At 65.2% G+C, this 13,112-nt stretch carries 13 protein-coding genes and 1 pseudogene; 11 read left to right on the top strand and 3 right to left on the bottom strand.

Features of this window, described 5'->3' with window-relative positions; all coding sequences use genetic code 11:
• The 7 genes and pseudogenes from EOA24_RS11765 to glcF form a co-directional block, all read left to right on the top strand.
• Nucleotides 1-848: DUF3422 family protein (locus EOA24_RS11765; RefSeq protein WP_127409809.1), on the top strand; the 848-nt coding region annotated here is incomplete at its 5' end.
• A 144-nt stretch (nt 849-992) separates the two neighbouring features.
• The gene (locus tag EOA24_RS11760; RefSeq protein WP_126078880.1) at nt 993-2,489 is read left to right on the top strand and encodes an FAD-linked oxidase C-terminal domain-containing protein; all 1,497 of its coding nucleotides are present in this window, start codon (nt 993-995) and stop codon (nt 2,487-2,489) included.
• A 6-nt stretch (nt 2,490-2,495) separates the two neighbouring features.
• Complete coding sequence (locus tag EOA24_RS44085; RefSeq protein WP_348526976.1) at nt 2,496-2,822, top strand: DUF559 domain-containing protein; 327 nt, start codon at nt 2,496-2,498, stop codon at nt 2,820-2,822.
• Nucleotides 2,713-3,003: a DUF559 domain-containing protein gene (locus EOA24_RS11755; protein WP_348526974.1), complete on the top strand. Its 291-nt coding sequence runs from the start codon at nt 2,713-2,715 to the stop codon at nt 3,001-3,003. Before EOA24_RS44085 ends, EOA24_RS11755 begins: the two co-directional genes overlap by 110 nt.
• 214 nt (nt 3,004-3,217) lie before the next feature.
• The gene (gene glcE / locus EOA24_RS11750) at nt 3,218-4,474 is read left to right on the top strand and encodes a glycolate oxidase subunit GlcE (protein ID WP_126078879.1); all 1,257 of its coding nucleotides are present in this window, start codon (nt 3,218-3,220) and stop codon (nt 4,472-4,474) included.
• A pseudogene (locus EOA24_RS11745) lies at nt 4,471-4,859 on the top strand (DUF4870 domain-containing protein). The gene glcE and the pseudogene EOA24_RS11745 overlap by 4 nt, the downstream one beginning before the upstream one ends.
• A 10-nt stretch (nt 4,860-4,869) precedes the next feature.
• Nucleotides 4,870-6,195 carry a glycolate oxidase subunit GlcF gene (gene glcF / locus EOA24_RS11740; protein WP_126078878.1) on the top strand — a complete coding sequence of 442 codons (1,326 nt, stop codon included), beginning with the start codon at nt 4,870-4,872 and terminating at the stop codon, nt 6,193-6,195.
• Here glcF and EOA24_RS11735 read toward each other — a convergent pair whose 3' ends face one another.
• Together EOA24_RS11735 and EOA24_RS11730 are read right to left on the bottom strand one after the other, a co-directional pair.
• Complete coding sequence (locus EOA24_RS11735; RefSeq protein WP_126078877.1) at nt 6,196-7,116, bottom strand: bifunctional 5,10-methylenetetrahydrofolate dehydrogenase/5,10-methenyltetrahydrofolate cyclohydrolase; 921 nt, start codon at nt 7,114-7,116, stop codon at nt 6,196-6,198.
• A gap of 361 nt (nt 7,117-7,477) precedes the next feature.
• Nucleotides 7,478-8,218, bottom strand: a complete 741-nt coding sequence (locus EOA24_RS11730) for a L,D-transpeptidase (RefSeq protein WP_126078876.1) — start codon at nt 8,216-8,218, stop codon at nt 7,478-7,480.
• Between the two features lie 213 nt (nt 8,219-8,431).
• Between EOA24_RS11730 and EOA24_RS11725 the strand changes: the two genes are divergently transcribed.
• Nucleotides 8,432-9,070, top strand: a complete 639-nt coding sequence (locus EOA24_RS11725; protein WP_126083513.1) for a DNA-3-methyladenine glycosylase I — start codon at nt 8,432-8,434, stop codon at nt 9,068-9,070.
• A 97-nt stretch (nt 9,071-9,167) separates the two neighbouring features.
• On the opposite strand, the gene EOA24_RS11720 is transcribed toward EOA24_RS11725, so the two are convergent.
• Nucleotides 9,168-9,395, bottom strand: a complete 228-nt coding sequence (locus EOA24_RS11720; protein WP_127409808.1) for a hypothetical protein — start codon at nt 9,393-9,395, stop codon at nt 9,168-9,170.
• A gap of 461 nt (nt 9,396-9,856) precedes the next feature.
• Between EOA24_RS11720 and hisS the strand changes: the two genes are divergently transcribed.
• From hisS to hisG, 3 genes are all read left to right on the top strand, one after another.
• Complete coding sequence (gene hisS / locus EOA24_RS11710) at nt 9,857-11,362, top strand: histidine--tRNA ligase (protein WP_126078874.1); 1,506 nt, start codon at nt 9,857-9,859, stop codon at nt 11,360-11,362.
• A 178-nt stretch (nt 11,363-11,540) separates the two neighbouring features.
• Nucleotides 11,541-12,659, top strand: a complete 1,119-nt coding sequence (locus EOA24_RS11700) for an ATP phosphoribosyltransferase regulatory subunit (RefSeq protein WP_126078872.1) — start codon at nt 11,541-11,543, stop codon at nt 12,657-12,659.
• A partial coding sequence (gene hisG, locus EOA24_RS11695; protein ID WP_127409807.1) for an ATP phosphoribosyltransferase occupies nt 12,656-13,112 on the top strand: 457 nt, incomplete at its 3' end. The genes EOA24_RS11700 and hisG, both read left to right, overlap by 4 nt.

The following is a 13,112-nucleotide window of genomic DNA, read 5'->3' as shown; positions in this document are numbered from 1 at the left end:
GCCTTTGCTACTCGCTGGTCGAAAGGGGCGCCGCCGCCATCATCACCGATTTCCGCCAGGACGGCGACGGGCTGACCCGCATGCTGGTGCTCGATCGCGGCCTGACGCCGGCCAGCACCGGCGCTCTGTCGCAGCGGCTGATCGACATCGAGACCTATCGGACGCTGGCCATGCTCGGCCTGCCGCTGGCGTTGACGCTGTCCGGCCGCGCCCGCCGCATTGAGGACCGCCTGGCGCAGACCACGCTGGAAATGAAGGCCGTCGAAACTCGTGACAGCCAGACATTGCTCGCCGACCTCACCGAGCTCGCCGCCGAGCTCGAGGCCGACGCCGCATCCAGCCTCTACCGCTTCGGCGCCAGCCGCGCCTATGACGGCATCGTCACCGAAAGGCTGGAGGCGCTGGATGAAGAGCCGGTGCAGGGTTTTGATACCTGGGCGGGCTTCCTGCTGCGGCGCATGGCACCGGCCATGCGCACCTGCCGCTCGGTCGAGGAGCGCCAGGCCAACCTGTCGCGAAAACTCACCCGCGCCACCACGCTCTTACGCACCTGGGTCGACGTCGAAGTCGAGAAGCAGAACCGTGACCTGCTGGCATCGATGAACAACCGGGCCCGGCTGCAGCTGCGCCTGCAGCAAACTGTCGAAGGCCTGTCCGTGGCCGCTGTGTCATACTACGTCGTCGGCCTTATCGGCTATGTAGCCAAGGGCGCCTCGATCTTCGGTCACGTCTTCGCGCCAGAAGTCGTCACCGCAGCCTCCGTCCCCGTTGCCATCCTGCTGGTCTGGTGGGGTGTGCGCCGGGTGCGCAAGATGCATTCCGAGCCGGCGAAGCATCCGGGCGAGTAATCTTCCCCTCGATGCGAGGAAGCAGCGGCAGATTGCCGCTGCGGAAGCTGGGCATTACGGTCGCCGCCTTATTTGACCAAAGCAGCGTTTGCAACAAAACGGTCAAGCTGGTAAAAGATTTTGACCAGTCAAGCGGGATAACCGATGTCCGGCCTAGCCATGCCCAAGCCAGATGCCGAAACGCTGCGTCGGCGCGCCGAGATCGTCGCCGACATGCGCATCATCGTGCCGGGCGAGGGCGTCGTCGATACGGCCAATGAAATGCGCGCCTTCGAAAGCGACGGCCTGACCGCCTACCGGCAGTTGCCGCTGGTCGTCGTGCTGCCGGAAACGGTGGCTCAGGTCTCGCGGGTTCTCAAATACTGCAACGAGCGCAATATCCGCGTCGTGCCGCGCGGTTCCGGCACCTCGCTCTCCGGCGGCGCGCTGCCGCTGGAAGATGCGGTGCTGCTGGTGATGAGCCGCTTCAACCGCATCCTGGGGGTCGACTACCCGAACCGCATCGTGGTCGCTCAGCCGGGCGTCACCAATCTCGGCATCACCACCGCCGTCGAGCAGGAGGGCTTCTACTATGCCCCCGATCCATCCTCCCAGATCGCCTGCTCGATCGGCGGCAATGTCGCGGAAAATTCCGGCGGCGTGCACTGCCTGAAATACGGGCTCACCGCCAACAATGTGCTGGGCATCGAGATGGTCCTGATGAACGGCGAGGTCGTGCGCCTCGGCGGCAGTCATCTTGACCAGGAAGGTTACGACCTGCTCGGCGTCATGACCGGCTCCGAAGGCCTGCTCGGCGTCGTCACAGAGGTCACGGTGCGGATCCTGAAGAAGCCGGAGACGGCGCGCGCGCTGCTGATCGGCTTCCCGACCAGCGAACAGGGCGGCCAATGCGTCGCCGACATCATCGGCGCCGGCATCATCCCGGGCGGCATGGAGATGATGGATCGCCCGGCGATCCACGCGGCGGAGGATTTCGTCCAGGTGGGCTATCCGCTCGATGTCGAGGCGCTGCTTATCGTCGAGCTCGATGGGCCGAGTGTGGAGGTCGACCATCTGATCGGTCTCGTCGAGGCGATCGCCTACAGGAACGGCTCGACCACCTGCCGCATCTCGCAGTCCGAGCAGGAGCGGCTGAGCTTCTGGGCCGGCCGCAAGGCGGCTTTCCCGGCGGTCGGCCGCATCTCGCCCGACTATTACTGCATGGACGGCACTATCCCGCGCAAGGAACTGCCGCGCGTGCTCGCCGGCATGCGTGATCTCTCCGAGAAATATGGCCTCGGCGTCGCCAATGTCTTCCACGCCGGCGACGGCAATCTGCACCCGCTGATCCTCTACGACGCCAATGTGGCGGGCGAGCTCGACAAGGCCGAAAGCTTCGGCGCCGACATTTTGCGGCTTTGCGTCGAGGTCGGCGGCGTCTTGACCGGCGAGCACGGCGTCGGCGTCGAGAAGCGCGACCTGATGCCGGAAATGTTCAACCAAATCGACCTCGACCAGCAAATGCGCGTCAAATGCGCCTTCGATCCCAACCACCTGCTCAATCCAGGAAAAGTGTTTCCGCAGCTGCGCCGCTGCGCGGAGCTGGGAAGGATGCATGTGCATCGCGGGCAGGTGGCTTTTCCGGATATTCCGAGGTTTTGATGGGGGCTGAGGATCAAAGTTCCTCGCCCCCGCAAAGCGGGGGAGAGGTGGCTCGGGCGAAGCCCGAGACGGAGAGGGGGGACGCCCTCTCAGCCAAGCCGCCGCTCGCCCGAAAACATCGCTCGTGCGCGCGAGCTTCGCCATGGGGACAATCAGGCGGAAGCGACCCTCTGGAACGAGCTAAAGGCAAGAAGGCTGGGCGGATTACAAATTCGTTCGCCAGATGCCCATCGGTCCATACTTCGCGGATTTTGCCTGCAGGAGCCAAAAGCTGGTCGTGGAACTGGACGGCAGCCAGCACGCGGACAGTTCGTACGACAGGCGGCGGGATGAATTCATGCGGGGCGAGGGCTTCTCGGTTTTGCGGTTTTGGAATTTTGATGTGCTGAAGAACACGAGGAGTGTTTGCGAGACGATCCTCGCAGCGCTGGAAGGGCAGCTTGCTAAAGACGTCGTTGCTGCCGACCTTAGGTTTGTTTTTGCAGCCAGGAAGACGGGAGACAGCGCTCTATGACGGCCCCCTCTCCGTCTCGGGCTTCGCCCGAGCCACCTCTCCCCAGCCTTGCGGGGGCGAGGAACCCAGGCTTTTCAAGGTCGCGACGTCGGCGGTTGGCGTTTCCTCGCCCCCATGAAATGGGGGAGAGGTGTCCGCGTAGCGGGCGGAGAGGGGGCAGCGCTGCCGTATGCGATTGTCCTGGCCCTGCGCGGGCGAGGAACAAGGCCAAGCCATGACCACCTTCACCCCCTCCACCTCCGCCGAAGTCCTCTCCACCGTCCAATGGGCGGCAGCCGAAGAGACACCCCTCGAGCTCTTCGGCCATGGCTCCAAGCGCGGCATCGGCCGCCCACTGCAGACCGAACACACGCTCGACCTCTCCAGGCTCACCGGCGTCACCCTCTACGAGCCCGCTGAGCTGGTGCTGTCGGCCAAGGCAGGCACGCCGCTCGCCGAGATCGAAGAACTGCTTGCGGAAAACGGCCAGCAATTCGCCTTCGAGCCGATGGACTACGGTCCGTTGCTCGGTGGCGAGCCAGGCAGAGGCACCATCGGCGGCGTGCTGGCCTCGAACCTGTCCGGCCCGCGCCGTCTCAAGGCGGGAGCCGCGCGCGACCATATCCTTGGCGTCGCCGCCGTCTCGGGCCGTGGCGAGGCCTTCAAGTCGGGCGGGCGCGTAGTCAAGAACGTCACCGGCTACGATCTCTCCAAGCTGATGGCGAACAGTTGGGGCACGCTGGCCGTGCTCACGGATGTCACGTTCAAGGTGCTGCCGGCCGCCGAAACGGAAGTGACTTTGGCCATCCGCGGCCTGCTCGACGATGCGGCGGTCGCCGCCATGGCGCTGGCGCTGGGCTCCAGCGCCGAAGTGTCGAGCGCGGCGCATCTGCCGGAGCGCATCGCCGCACGGGTCGCCGGCGGCAAGCACGGCAGCGATGCCGCGACGTTGCTGCGCGTCGAAGGTTTTGGCCCCTCGGTCGTCTATCGCATCGAGGCGCTGCGCAAGCTGCTCGGCAAGGCCGGGCCGCTGGAAGAGATCGCCGGCGAGGCGTCGAAAGCCATCTGGCGCGACATCCGAGACTGCCGGCCTTTCGCCGACGGCGGCGCGCGGCCGGTCTGGCGTGTCTCGATGGCGCCGTCCGTGGCGCATCACATGGTGATGGCGCTGCGCATGCAGGCGGCGGTCGATGCGTTCTACGACTGGCAGGGCGGTCTGGTGTGGCTGTCGATGCGCGAGGACGATCCCGAGGCCGACCTCTTGCGCGGCTTGATCCGCAAGCATGGCGGCGGCCATGCGACGCTGGTGCGCGCCTCCGCTCCGCATCGCGCGGCGCTGCCGGTGTTCGAGCCGCAGCCGCCGCATCTGGCGGCGCTCTCGGCGCGGCTCAAGGCCGAGTTCGATCCGAAGAATATCCTCAACCCTGGCCGCATGGCGCCGGGCTCCGGCTCTGCTACTCTCGCCCGATCAACACAGGGAGCAGCATCATGAGCAATACCGACCCAGGACCGAGCAGCGCGCCACGCCAGACCGATCGCTGGCTGGAGCCGGGCCAGACCAACGCGCTGGTCATCTACATTCTCTACCTCGCCGGCCTCGTCATCGGCATCACCGGCATTGTCGGCATCGTGCTTGCCTACATCAATCGCGGCAAGGCCGGCGGCTTCGTCGAAAGCCACTATACGTTCCTGATCAGGACGTTCTGGATCGGCCTTCTCTCGCGCTGATCTCGGTGGTCCTGATGATGCTTGTGATCGGCTTCGTGCTGATGTTGGCCGCCGCCGTCTGGTTTATCGCCCGCTGCATTCTGGGCATCCAGGCGCTGCAGCGCGGCGAGCCCGTCAGGAACCCGCAAAGCTGGCTTCTGGGACAGTAAGGATTTTTGCGTGCAGACCAATTTCTCCCTTGCCCAGCTTGCCGACCCGCATGTCGCGGAATCGGAGAAGATCCTGCGCAAATGCGTGCATTGCGGCTTCTGCACCGCCACCTGCCCGACCTATGTGACGCTCGGCAACGAGCTCGATTCGCCGCGCGGCCGCATCTACCTCATCAAGGACATGCTGGAGAACGGCCGCCCGGCGGATAAGGAGATCGTCACCCATATCGACCGGTGTCTCTCCTGCCTTGCCTGCATGACGACATGTCCGTCGGGCGTGAACTACATGCATCTGGTTGACCACGCCCGCGCCCACATCCAGCAGACCTATAAGCGGCCGCTGCTCGACCGGCTGACGCGCGCCGTGCTGGCCTTCGTGCTGCCTTATCCCAGCCGCTTCCGCGCCGCGCTGAAACTGGCCGGTCTCGGCCGGCCTTTCATCCGCCTGTTCGAGAAACTGCCGGATCTGAAGCCGGTCGCAGCCATGCTGAAGCTGGCGCCGTCCGCGGTCCCGCCGGCATCGCCGATGGCGAAACCAGGCACGCATACCGGGCAAGGCACAAAGCGAGGCCGCGTCGCGATCCTCACCGGCTGCGCGCAATCGGTGCTCGATCCCGCCATCAATGAAACGACGATTTCTCTGCTGACCAGGCTTGGCGTCGAGGTCGTGGTGCCCGAAGGCGAGGGCTGCTGCGGCGCGCTCGTCCATCACATGGGCCGCGAGGATCAGGCTCTTGCCTCGGCCAGGCGGAATGTCGACGCCTGGACGCGCGCGATCGACCAAGGCGGGCTCGACGCCATCATCATCACCGCGTCAGGCTGCGGCACAACGATCAAGGATTACGGCTTCATGCTGCGCCTCGATCGGGCCTATGCCGAAAAGGCCGCGCGCGTCTCGGGGCTGGCCAAGGACATCACCGAATATCTCGCCAGCCTCGACCTGCCCGAGCCGGTGCGCAAACCGGGCACCGTCGTCGCCTACCATTCCGCCTGCTCGATGCAGCACGGCCAGAAGATCACGCGCCAGCCGAAGGAGCTGCTCGCCAAAGCAGGCTTCGTCGTGCGTGAGCCGCGCGAAGGGCATCTGTGCTGCGGCTCGGCCGGCACCTACAACATCCTGCAGCCGGAGATTTCAGCCAAGCTCCGCGACCGCAAGGTGGGGAATATCGAGGCGACCGGCGCCGAAATCGTCGCCACCGGCAATATCGGCTGCATCACCCAGATCGCGTCCGCCGCCAAGCTGCCGGTGGTGCACACGATCAAACTGCTCGACTGGGCCTATGGCGGTCCGAAACCGGAGGGCGTTTCCGACGGCGGGTTGATTGCTGCGGAATAATTACTCCGCCGCGAGCTGATCCGCCACGCCATAGGTCGCGCGATAGAGCGCGCGCTGGCGGTTGAGTGCCACCATGGTGTTGCGCAGCAGGATCGCGACGGTGAGGGGGCCAACGCCGCCTGGCACCGGCGTGATCCAGGACGCCACTTCCTTGACGCTGTCGGTGTCGACGTCTCCAACGATGCGGGTTTCGCCGTCGGGCCCGACCTCGGAATTGATGCCGATGTCGATGACGGCGGCGCCCGGCTTCACCATGTCGGCCTTGATCAGCCGCGGCTTGCCGACCGCGACGAACAGCGCGTCGGCGCGCCGTGCATGCGCCGCCACCGAGCGCGTCATGTGGTGGCACACCGTCACCGTGGCGCCTTCGCTCATCAGCAGGAAGGCGATCGGCTTGCCGACGATCTCGGAATGGCCGACGACGACCACTTCGAGCCCCTTGAGATCGAGGCCGGTCTCCTTCAGCAGTTCGACCGAGGCTGCCGCCGTGCAGGGCGCCAGATCGAGCTGGTTGTAGACGATGTTGCCGATCGAGGCCGGGTGCATGCCTTCGACATCCTTCAGCGGATGCACGGCGGCCTGCAGCGTCTTGATCGGGATATGCGCCGGCACCGGCCGCTGGATGATGATGCCGGTGACGCGCGGGTCGGCGTTGAGGCCGTGGATCGCGGCTTCCAGTTCGCCGGCCGTGATGTCGGCGGCAAAGCGCCGCTCCTCGAACCCGATGCCGGCAAGGGCTGCCTTGGCGCGCTGGTTGCGCACATAGACATCGACCGCTTCGGTATCGCCGACGGTGATCGAGACCAGCTTTGGCGGAAAACCTTCGGCCGTCGCGATCAAGGCATCTTCGCGCACCGACGCAATGATGCGCTGGGCAACCGGGCCGCCGTTCAGATAGCGGCTGTCGTCGGTCCGGGTCATGGCTGGCACCTCTGCCTTCTGGGCAATTCGAGGAAATCGCGTAAGCAGCGTTGCGTCCAGAATTGCGTGACGATCAGGATTTGTGCACTGCAATAGCAGAGGAGCGCCGGGAACTCAGCCCCGAAAGCGAATCCGTCTGTTTGCGGCGCGACTTGCCGCGCCACGCGTCAAAGAAGCCTCAAAAACGAAAAGGGCAGCGCGGTTGCCCACGCTGCCCTTTCGTGACCGGCCGTATCCCCACACGGCCCGTCCCCCGTAAACTCGACATCGGTTTAAGCACATCCCACGGGATCGCACTATGACTTGACGGCAACAGCTGGACTAAAAGTGCTGCGCCGTCTAACCGGCTGGTTCGCAGAAACTAGATCACCTCGACCGTGGTTCCGACATTGACGCGCTCGTAAAGGTCGACGACGTCCTCGTTGCGCATGCGGATGCAGCCGGAAGACACAGCGCCGCCGATCGTCCAGGGCTGGTTGGTGCCGTGGATGCGGTATTCGGTGGTGCCCAGATAGAGCGCGCGCGCGCCCAGCGGGTTTTCCATGCCGCCAGCAAGATAGGTCGGCAAATAGCGGCCCTTGGCCGCCTCGCGCTTGATCATCGCCGCCGGTGGGCGCCAGTCCGGCCACACCTTCTTGTCGGTGATCTTGTGCGTGCCCGACCATTCGAAGCCCGGCTTGCCGGTGCCGACGCCGTAACGCCGCGCCTTGCCGTTCTGCTCCACCAGATAGAGGAAATTCTGGTGCGTATCGATGACGATCGTGCCCGGCTTCGCCGGCCCGTCATAGGCGACTTCCTGCGGCAGGTAGATCGGGTTGATCTGCGGTCGCATTACCATGCGCTTGGCCGGCTGCTGCACGGCTGCCGTCCTCTGCCGGTCGGGCTGCGCCTGGAACAGTCGCTGCAGCGGCTGCTGCGTCGCTTGCCGGACCGGGCGCACGATGCCCGGCGCACGGCCAAGTTGCAGCACCCAGGGCGCCGAAAGGTCGGGGCTCACCGTCACCGGCGGCATATCGGCGTAGCGGTCATTGGCAAGGGAGGTGGTGGCGCCGGCGGCAAGGATCGCCGCCGCGCCGAGCAGGTAACAAAACGCTGTCTTCATTGGAACGCACCTTGATCGAACTCATCCGGGGCGGAGAGGACGCCCTCGGTTTCGCGATCCTTGGCGCGCAGCGGCAAGCAAAACATGAATCGGAATGCGTAAAATGCCGCTTTGTCAGTAAACCTTTTGGTGTGGTTACCGGCCGGTTCAGGAATCTGGTAAAGCCACGGTAAAAGCGGCGCCGAGGCGCATTAACGAATGGATTTGCTGACGATGGCAACGGAAAATAGCGGCATTCTCGATGGTCCCGACGGCAGGGCGCGCTGCTTCTGGCATGGCAATTTGCCGGACTATCTTCACTATCACGATCGTGAATGGGGCCGGCCGGTAACGGATGATCGCCGGCTGTTCGAAAAGATCTGCCTGGAAGGATTCCAGTCGGGCCTGTCGTGGCTCACCATCCTGCGCAAGCGCGAGAATTTCCGTGAGGCCTTCGCCGGTTTCGACTTCGACAAGGTGGCTCAATTCACCGAGAAGGATGTCGAGCGCCTGCTCGGCAACGCCGGCATCATCCGCCATCGTGGCAAGATCGTCTCGACCATCAACAACGCCAAACGCGCCCGCGAGATGGTCGACGAGTTCGGCTCTTTAGCCGCCTGGTTCTGGAAGTTCGAACCGGGTCCGGACGAGCGTCCGGGAATCGTCGACCTCGCGCATCTGCGCGCCAATCCGACGACGGCCGTGTCTGTCAGGATATCGAAGGAGTTGAAGAAGCGAGGCTGGAGCTTTGTCGGCCCGACGACGGTCTATGCCTTCATGCAGGCCATGGGCCTCGTCAACGACCACCTCGAGGGCTGCTATTGCAGGGCGGAGGTGGAGAAAGAGCGCAAGAAGCTCAAAAGGCCGAAGTAGAGCGCGCTCTTTCCTTCTCCCCGTTCACGGGGAGAAGGTGCCCGAAGGGCGGATGAGGGGCAGCGCCGGCCTTCGAGATTTCTCGGTAGACCTCAAGTCAAACGCTGCCGGCGCCTGCCAAAAACACCCCCGCCAGGATCGCCGCCACAGCCGCGAAAGCCGGGTAGATTACCAAAAGCCCGGTGACCAGCGCGTCGCGGGCGCTCGGCTTGGTCGCCGCAGCCTCGAACGGCCCAGCCGGCTGCTGCGCCGGCTTCAGCGCCGGAACCCCGGCAGGCCTCAGCCTTGCAGTCTCGCCCTCGATGATATCTTCAGCCGTGGTCATGGCCCTGAACCCCTTGTTTCGGCGCGTTTATGGTCGCGGATTGTGTCGGCAGCATGCCGCGCTGGTGGCGGAATTGTTTCGTATTTGCGCTGATTGTTTCGAAGTTCTTGGAGGCCCTCAACCCTCTAGGGTGGGATATTGAAGTCTACTTCTTTGTTAGTCGGCGCCGCCCCTCATCGCCCTGCCGGGCACTTCTCCCCTTATAGAGACGGGGAGAAGGACGCTGGCGCCGCGGGTTTGGCCAGTCGGCAACGCTGGAGCTGTCGCGCCGGCGCTTCCTCCTTCTCCCCGGTCACTACACGGGGAGAAGGTGCCGGCAGGGGGACGAGGGGCGGCGCGGCGCCTGCAAACTATCGAACTGTTTCCTGCAGGTCTGCAAACGCTTGCCGCACCACTTGGCATGGGTTAGGACACGCCCGCTCCCGATAAGCCAGTGTTTACTTAACGAAAAGACCGACCCCATGGCCGACAAATCCGAAAAGACGAAAGCGCGGCTGCCGCGCGGTTTTGCCGACCGCAGCGCCGAAGACATCCGCGCCGTCGAGAAGATGATGGCCACCATCCGCTCGGTCTATGAGCTTTACGGCTTCGAGCCGGTCGACCAGCCGATGATCGAATACACCGATGCTCTGGGCAAATTCCTGCCCGATCAGGACCGGCCGAACGAAGGGGTGTTCTCCTTCCAGGATGATGACGAGCAGTGGCTGTCGCTGCGCTACGACCTGACCGCGCCGACGGCGCGCTTCGTCGCGGAAAATTTTGACAAGCTGCCGAAGCCTTATCGCAGCTACCGCTCCGGCTGGGTGTTCCGCAACGAGAAACCGGGTCCCGGCCGCTTCCGCCAGTTCATGCAGTTCGACGCCGACACGATCGGCACGCCGGGCGTCGCCGCCGACGCGGAGATGGCGATGATGATGGCCGACGTCATGGAGGCGCTCGGCATCAAGCGCGGCGACTACGTCATTCGCGTCAACAACCGCAAGGTGCTCGACGGCGTGCTGGAGGCCATCGGGCTCGGCGGTGAGGATAACGCCGGCCGCCGGTTGACCGTACTGCGCGCCATCGACAAGCTCGACAAGCTCGGGCCGGAAGGCGTCAGGCTCCTGCTTGGCCCCGGACGCTGGGACGGTGGCAAGGAAGGCGAGGGCGATTTCGCCAAGGGCGCCGGATTGAAGGATGCGCAAGCCGAGGCGGTTCTTCTGGCAACGGCCAGGAACGGGCAGGCCGCCCAGGACGCCAGCGTCAATGCCAATGCTGTCTATCAGGAAGGCGTTGGCGAACTCGCAACGATCGAGGCCCTGGTTAGAGCCGCGAGCTACGGCGAAGACCGCATCGTGATGGACCGCTCCGTCGTGCGCGGCCTCGAATACTACACCGGCCCTGTCTTCGAGGCCGAGCTGCTGGCCGAGATCCCCAACGACGAAGGCCAGATCGTGCGTTTCGGCTCGGTCGGCGGCGGCGGGCGCTATGACGGGCTGGTCTCGCGCTTTCGCGGCGAGCCGGTGCCGGCGACCGGTTTTTCGATCGGCGTCTCGCGGCTGATGACGGCGCTGAAGAACCTCGGCAAGCTGGATACCTCCGATGTCATCGCCCCGGTCGTCGTGCTGGTCATGGACAAGGATACGGAAAGCCTCGGCCGTTACCAGAAGATGGTCGCCGATCTGCGCGCCGCCGGCATCCGCTCGGAAATGTATCTCGGCGGCGCGGGCATGAAGGCGCAGCTGAAATATGCCGACCGCCGCGGCAGCCCTGTCGCCATCATCCAGGGCGGCGACGAGCGCGCCAAGGGCGAGGTGCAGATCAAGGACCTCATCGAAGGCGCGCGCCTGTCGGCCGAGATCACCGACAACGCCGAATGGCGCGCGGCACGCCCGGCGCAGGTGACGGTCGCGGAGGGTGACCTGGTGGCTGAGGTGAAGAAGATACTCGCGGCGCAGGCCGCCGACCGCGCGAAGGGTGGCGCTTGAGCCCCCCTCTCTGTCCTGCCGGCCATCTCCCCCTCAAGGGGGGAGATCAGATGTCGCGCATGCTTTCGCCAATTTTCAACGCTGCAGGAGGAGGCGCGGCGTCCGAGCTGCCAATCTCCCCCCTTGAGGGGGAGATGGCCGGCAGGACAGAGAGGGGGGCCTCGCGCCCAACTTATCCATGACCTCCCGCCCCGCCATCGCTGCCGACATCGCGAAACTCTTCGCCGCCCGCGGTACGCACGCGGTCGAAGTCGCCGTGCTGCAGCCGGCCGATCCGTTCCTCGATATGGCGGGCGAAGACCTGCGCCGGCGCATCTTCCTGACCGAGAGCGAGACCGGCAAGACGCTGTGCCTGCGGCCCGAATTCACCATTCCGGTCTGCCTCGACCACATCGCCAGCCAGGCCGGCACGCCGCGCCGCTATTCTTACCTGGGCGAGGTGTTCCGCCAGCGCCGTGAGGGTGGCAACGAGTTCTTCCAGGCCGGCATCGAGGATCTCGGCGACACTGACATCGCCGCCGCCGATGCCCGTTCGCTGGCCGAGGCGCATGCGCTGCTGTCGCTGGTGCTGCCGGGACGGCCCCTCGCCATCACGCTTGGCGACCAGACCCTGTTCGAGGCGGTGCTGGCCGCGCTCGGCCTGCCGCGCGGCTGGCGCATGCGGCTGGCCCGCGCCTTCGGTTCGGCGCCGATGTTGGAAGCGGCCCTTGCCGATCTCGCCAACCCGCCGCGCAACAGCCAGCTCTCCGGTCCCGTCGCCTTGCTGGTGCTCGACGGCGATCAGGAAGGCCTCGCCGCGCACATTGCCGAAGGCATGGAGCAGGCCGGGCTGTCGGCTTCCGGCGGCCGCTCGCCGGCCGACATTGCGCGCCGGCTGACCGAGAAAGCACAGTTGCGCAGCGTGCGGCTCTCCGATGACGCCTTCTCGGCGTTGAAGGGTTTTCTCGAGATCGACGTCGCGCTCAGCGGCGCGACCGCGGCGCTGGAAAAATTCGCCGCCGATGCCGGCCTGTCGCTGGGGCCGGCGCTGGAGAATTTCTCCGCCCGCGCCAAGGCGATCGAGGCGCATGGGCTGTCCTCGGCGCAGATCCGCTACGATGCCGCTTTCGGCCGCCCGCTCGACTATTACACCGGCCTCGTCTTCGAGATCGCTGTCCAGGGAGGCGATCGCCCGCTTGTCGGCGGCGGCCGCTACGACCGGCTGCTGACGCTGCTTGGCGCCAAGAAGCCGATTCCCGGCGTGGGTTTTTCGGTCTGGCTCGACCGGATCGAAGCCTTGCGGGAGAATGCCAAATGATCACGCTGGCGATCCCGTCGAAAGGCCGACTCAAGGAACAGTCGCTCGAAGTGCTGGCCAAGGCAGGGCTGGCCGTTACCTTGCCCGAGGACGACCGCAAATACCGCGCGCGTATCGACGGCCTCGACAATGTCGAGGTGGCCTTCCTGTCCGCGTCCGAGATCGCCGGCGAGATCGGGCAAGGGTCGGTCGATCTCGGCATCACCGGCGAGGATCTTTTGCGCGAGAATCTCGCCGACTGGGAAGCGCGCGCCGAGATCGTCGCGCGCCTCGGCTTCGGCAATGCCGACGTCGTGGTGGCCGTGCCCGACATCTGGCTCGATGTCGACACCATGGCCGATCTTGATGATGTCGCCGCCGATTTCCGCCAGCGCCACGGCCGGCGGCTCAGGATCGCCACCAAATATTGGCGGCTGACGCAGCAGTTCTTTTCGCTCAAGCACGGCATCCAGG

It is taken from the genome of Mesorhizobium sp. M2A.F.Ca.ET.039.01.1.1, from assembly GCF_003998035.1.
Taxonomy (GTDB): domain Bacteria; phylum Pseudomonadota; class Alphaproteobacteria; order Rhizobiales; family Rhizobiaceae; genus Mesorhizobium.
Note: the sequence above shows the minus strand (reverse complement) of the source record. Positions and strands in the feature narration are given on the sequence as shown.

Bases quoted from the DNA above. Each gene is read 5' to 3' on its own strand.
- EOA24_RS11720 (WP_127409808.1), bottom strand. From the start codon at position 9,395: ATGACCACGGCTGAAGATATCATCGAGGGCGAGACTGCAAGGCTGAGG.
- hisS (WP_126078874.1), top strand. From the start codon at position 9,857: ATGGCCGACAAATCCGAAAAGACGAAAGCGCGGCTGCCGCGCGGTTTT.
- EOA24_RS11755 (WP_348526974.1), top strand. From the start codon at position 2,713: ATGCCCATCGGTCCATACTTCGCGGATTTTGCCTGCAGGAGCCAAAAG.
- glcE (WP_126078879.1), top strand. From the start codon at position 3,218: ATGACCACCTTCACCCCCTCCACCTCCGCCGAAGTCCTCTCCACCGTC.
- EOA24_RS11760 (WP_126078880.1), top strand. From the start codon at position 993: ATGTCCGGCCTAGCCATGCCCAAGCCAGATGCCGAAACGCTGCGTCGG.
- EOA24_RS11735 (WP_126078877.1), bottom strand. From the start codon at position 7,116: ATGACCCGGACCGACGACAGCCGCTATCTGAACGGCGGCCCGGTTGCC.
- EOA24_RS11700 (WP_126078872.1), top strand. From the start codon at position 11,541: ATGACCTCCCGCCCCGCCATCGCTGCCGACATCGCGAAACTCTTCGCC.
- EOA24_RS11730 (WP_126078876.1), bottom strand. From the start codon at position 8,218: ATGAAGACAGCGTTTTGTTACCTGCTCGGCGCGGCGGCGATCCTTGCC.
- EOA24_RS11725 (WP_126083513.1), top strand. From the start codon at position 8,432: ATGGCAACGGAAAATAGCGGCATTCTCGATGGTCCCGACGGCAGGGCG.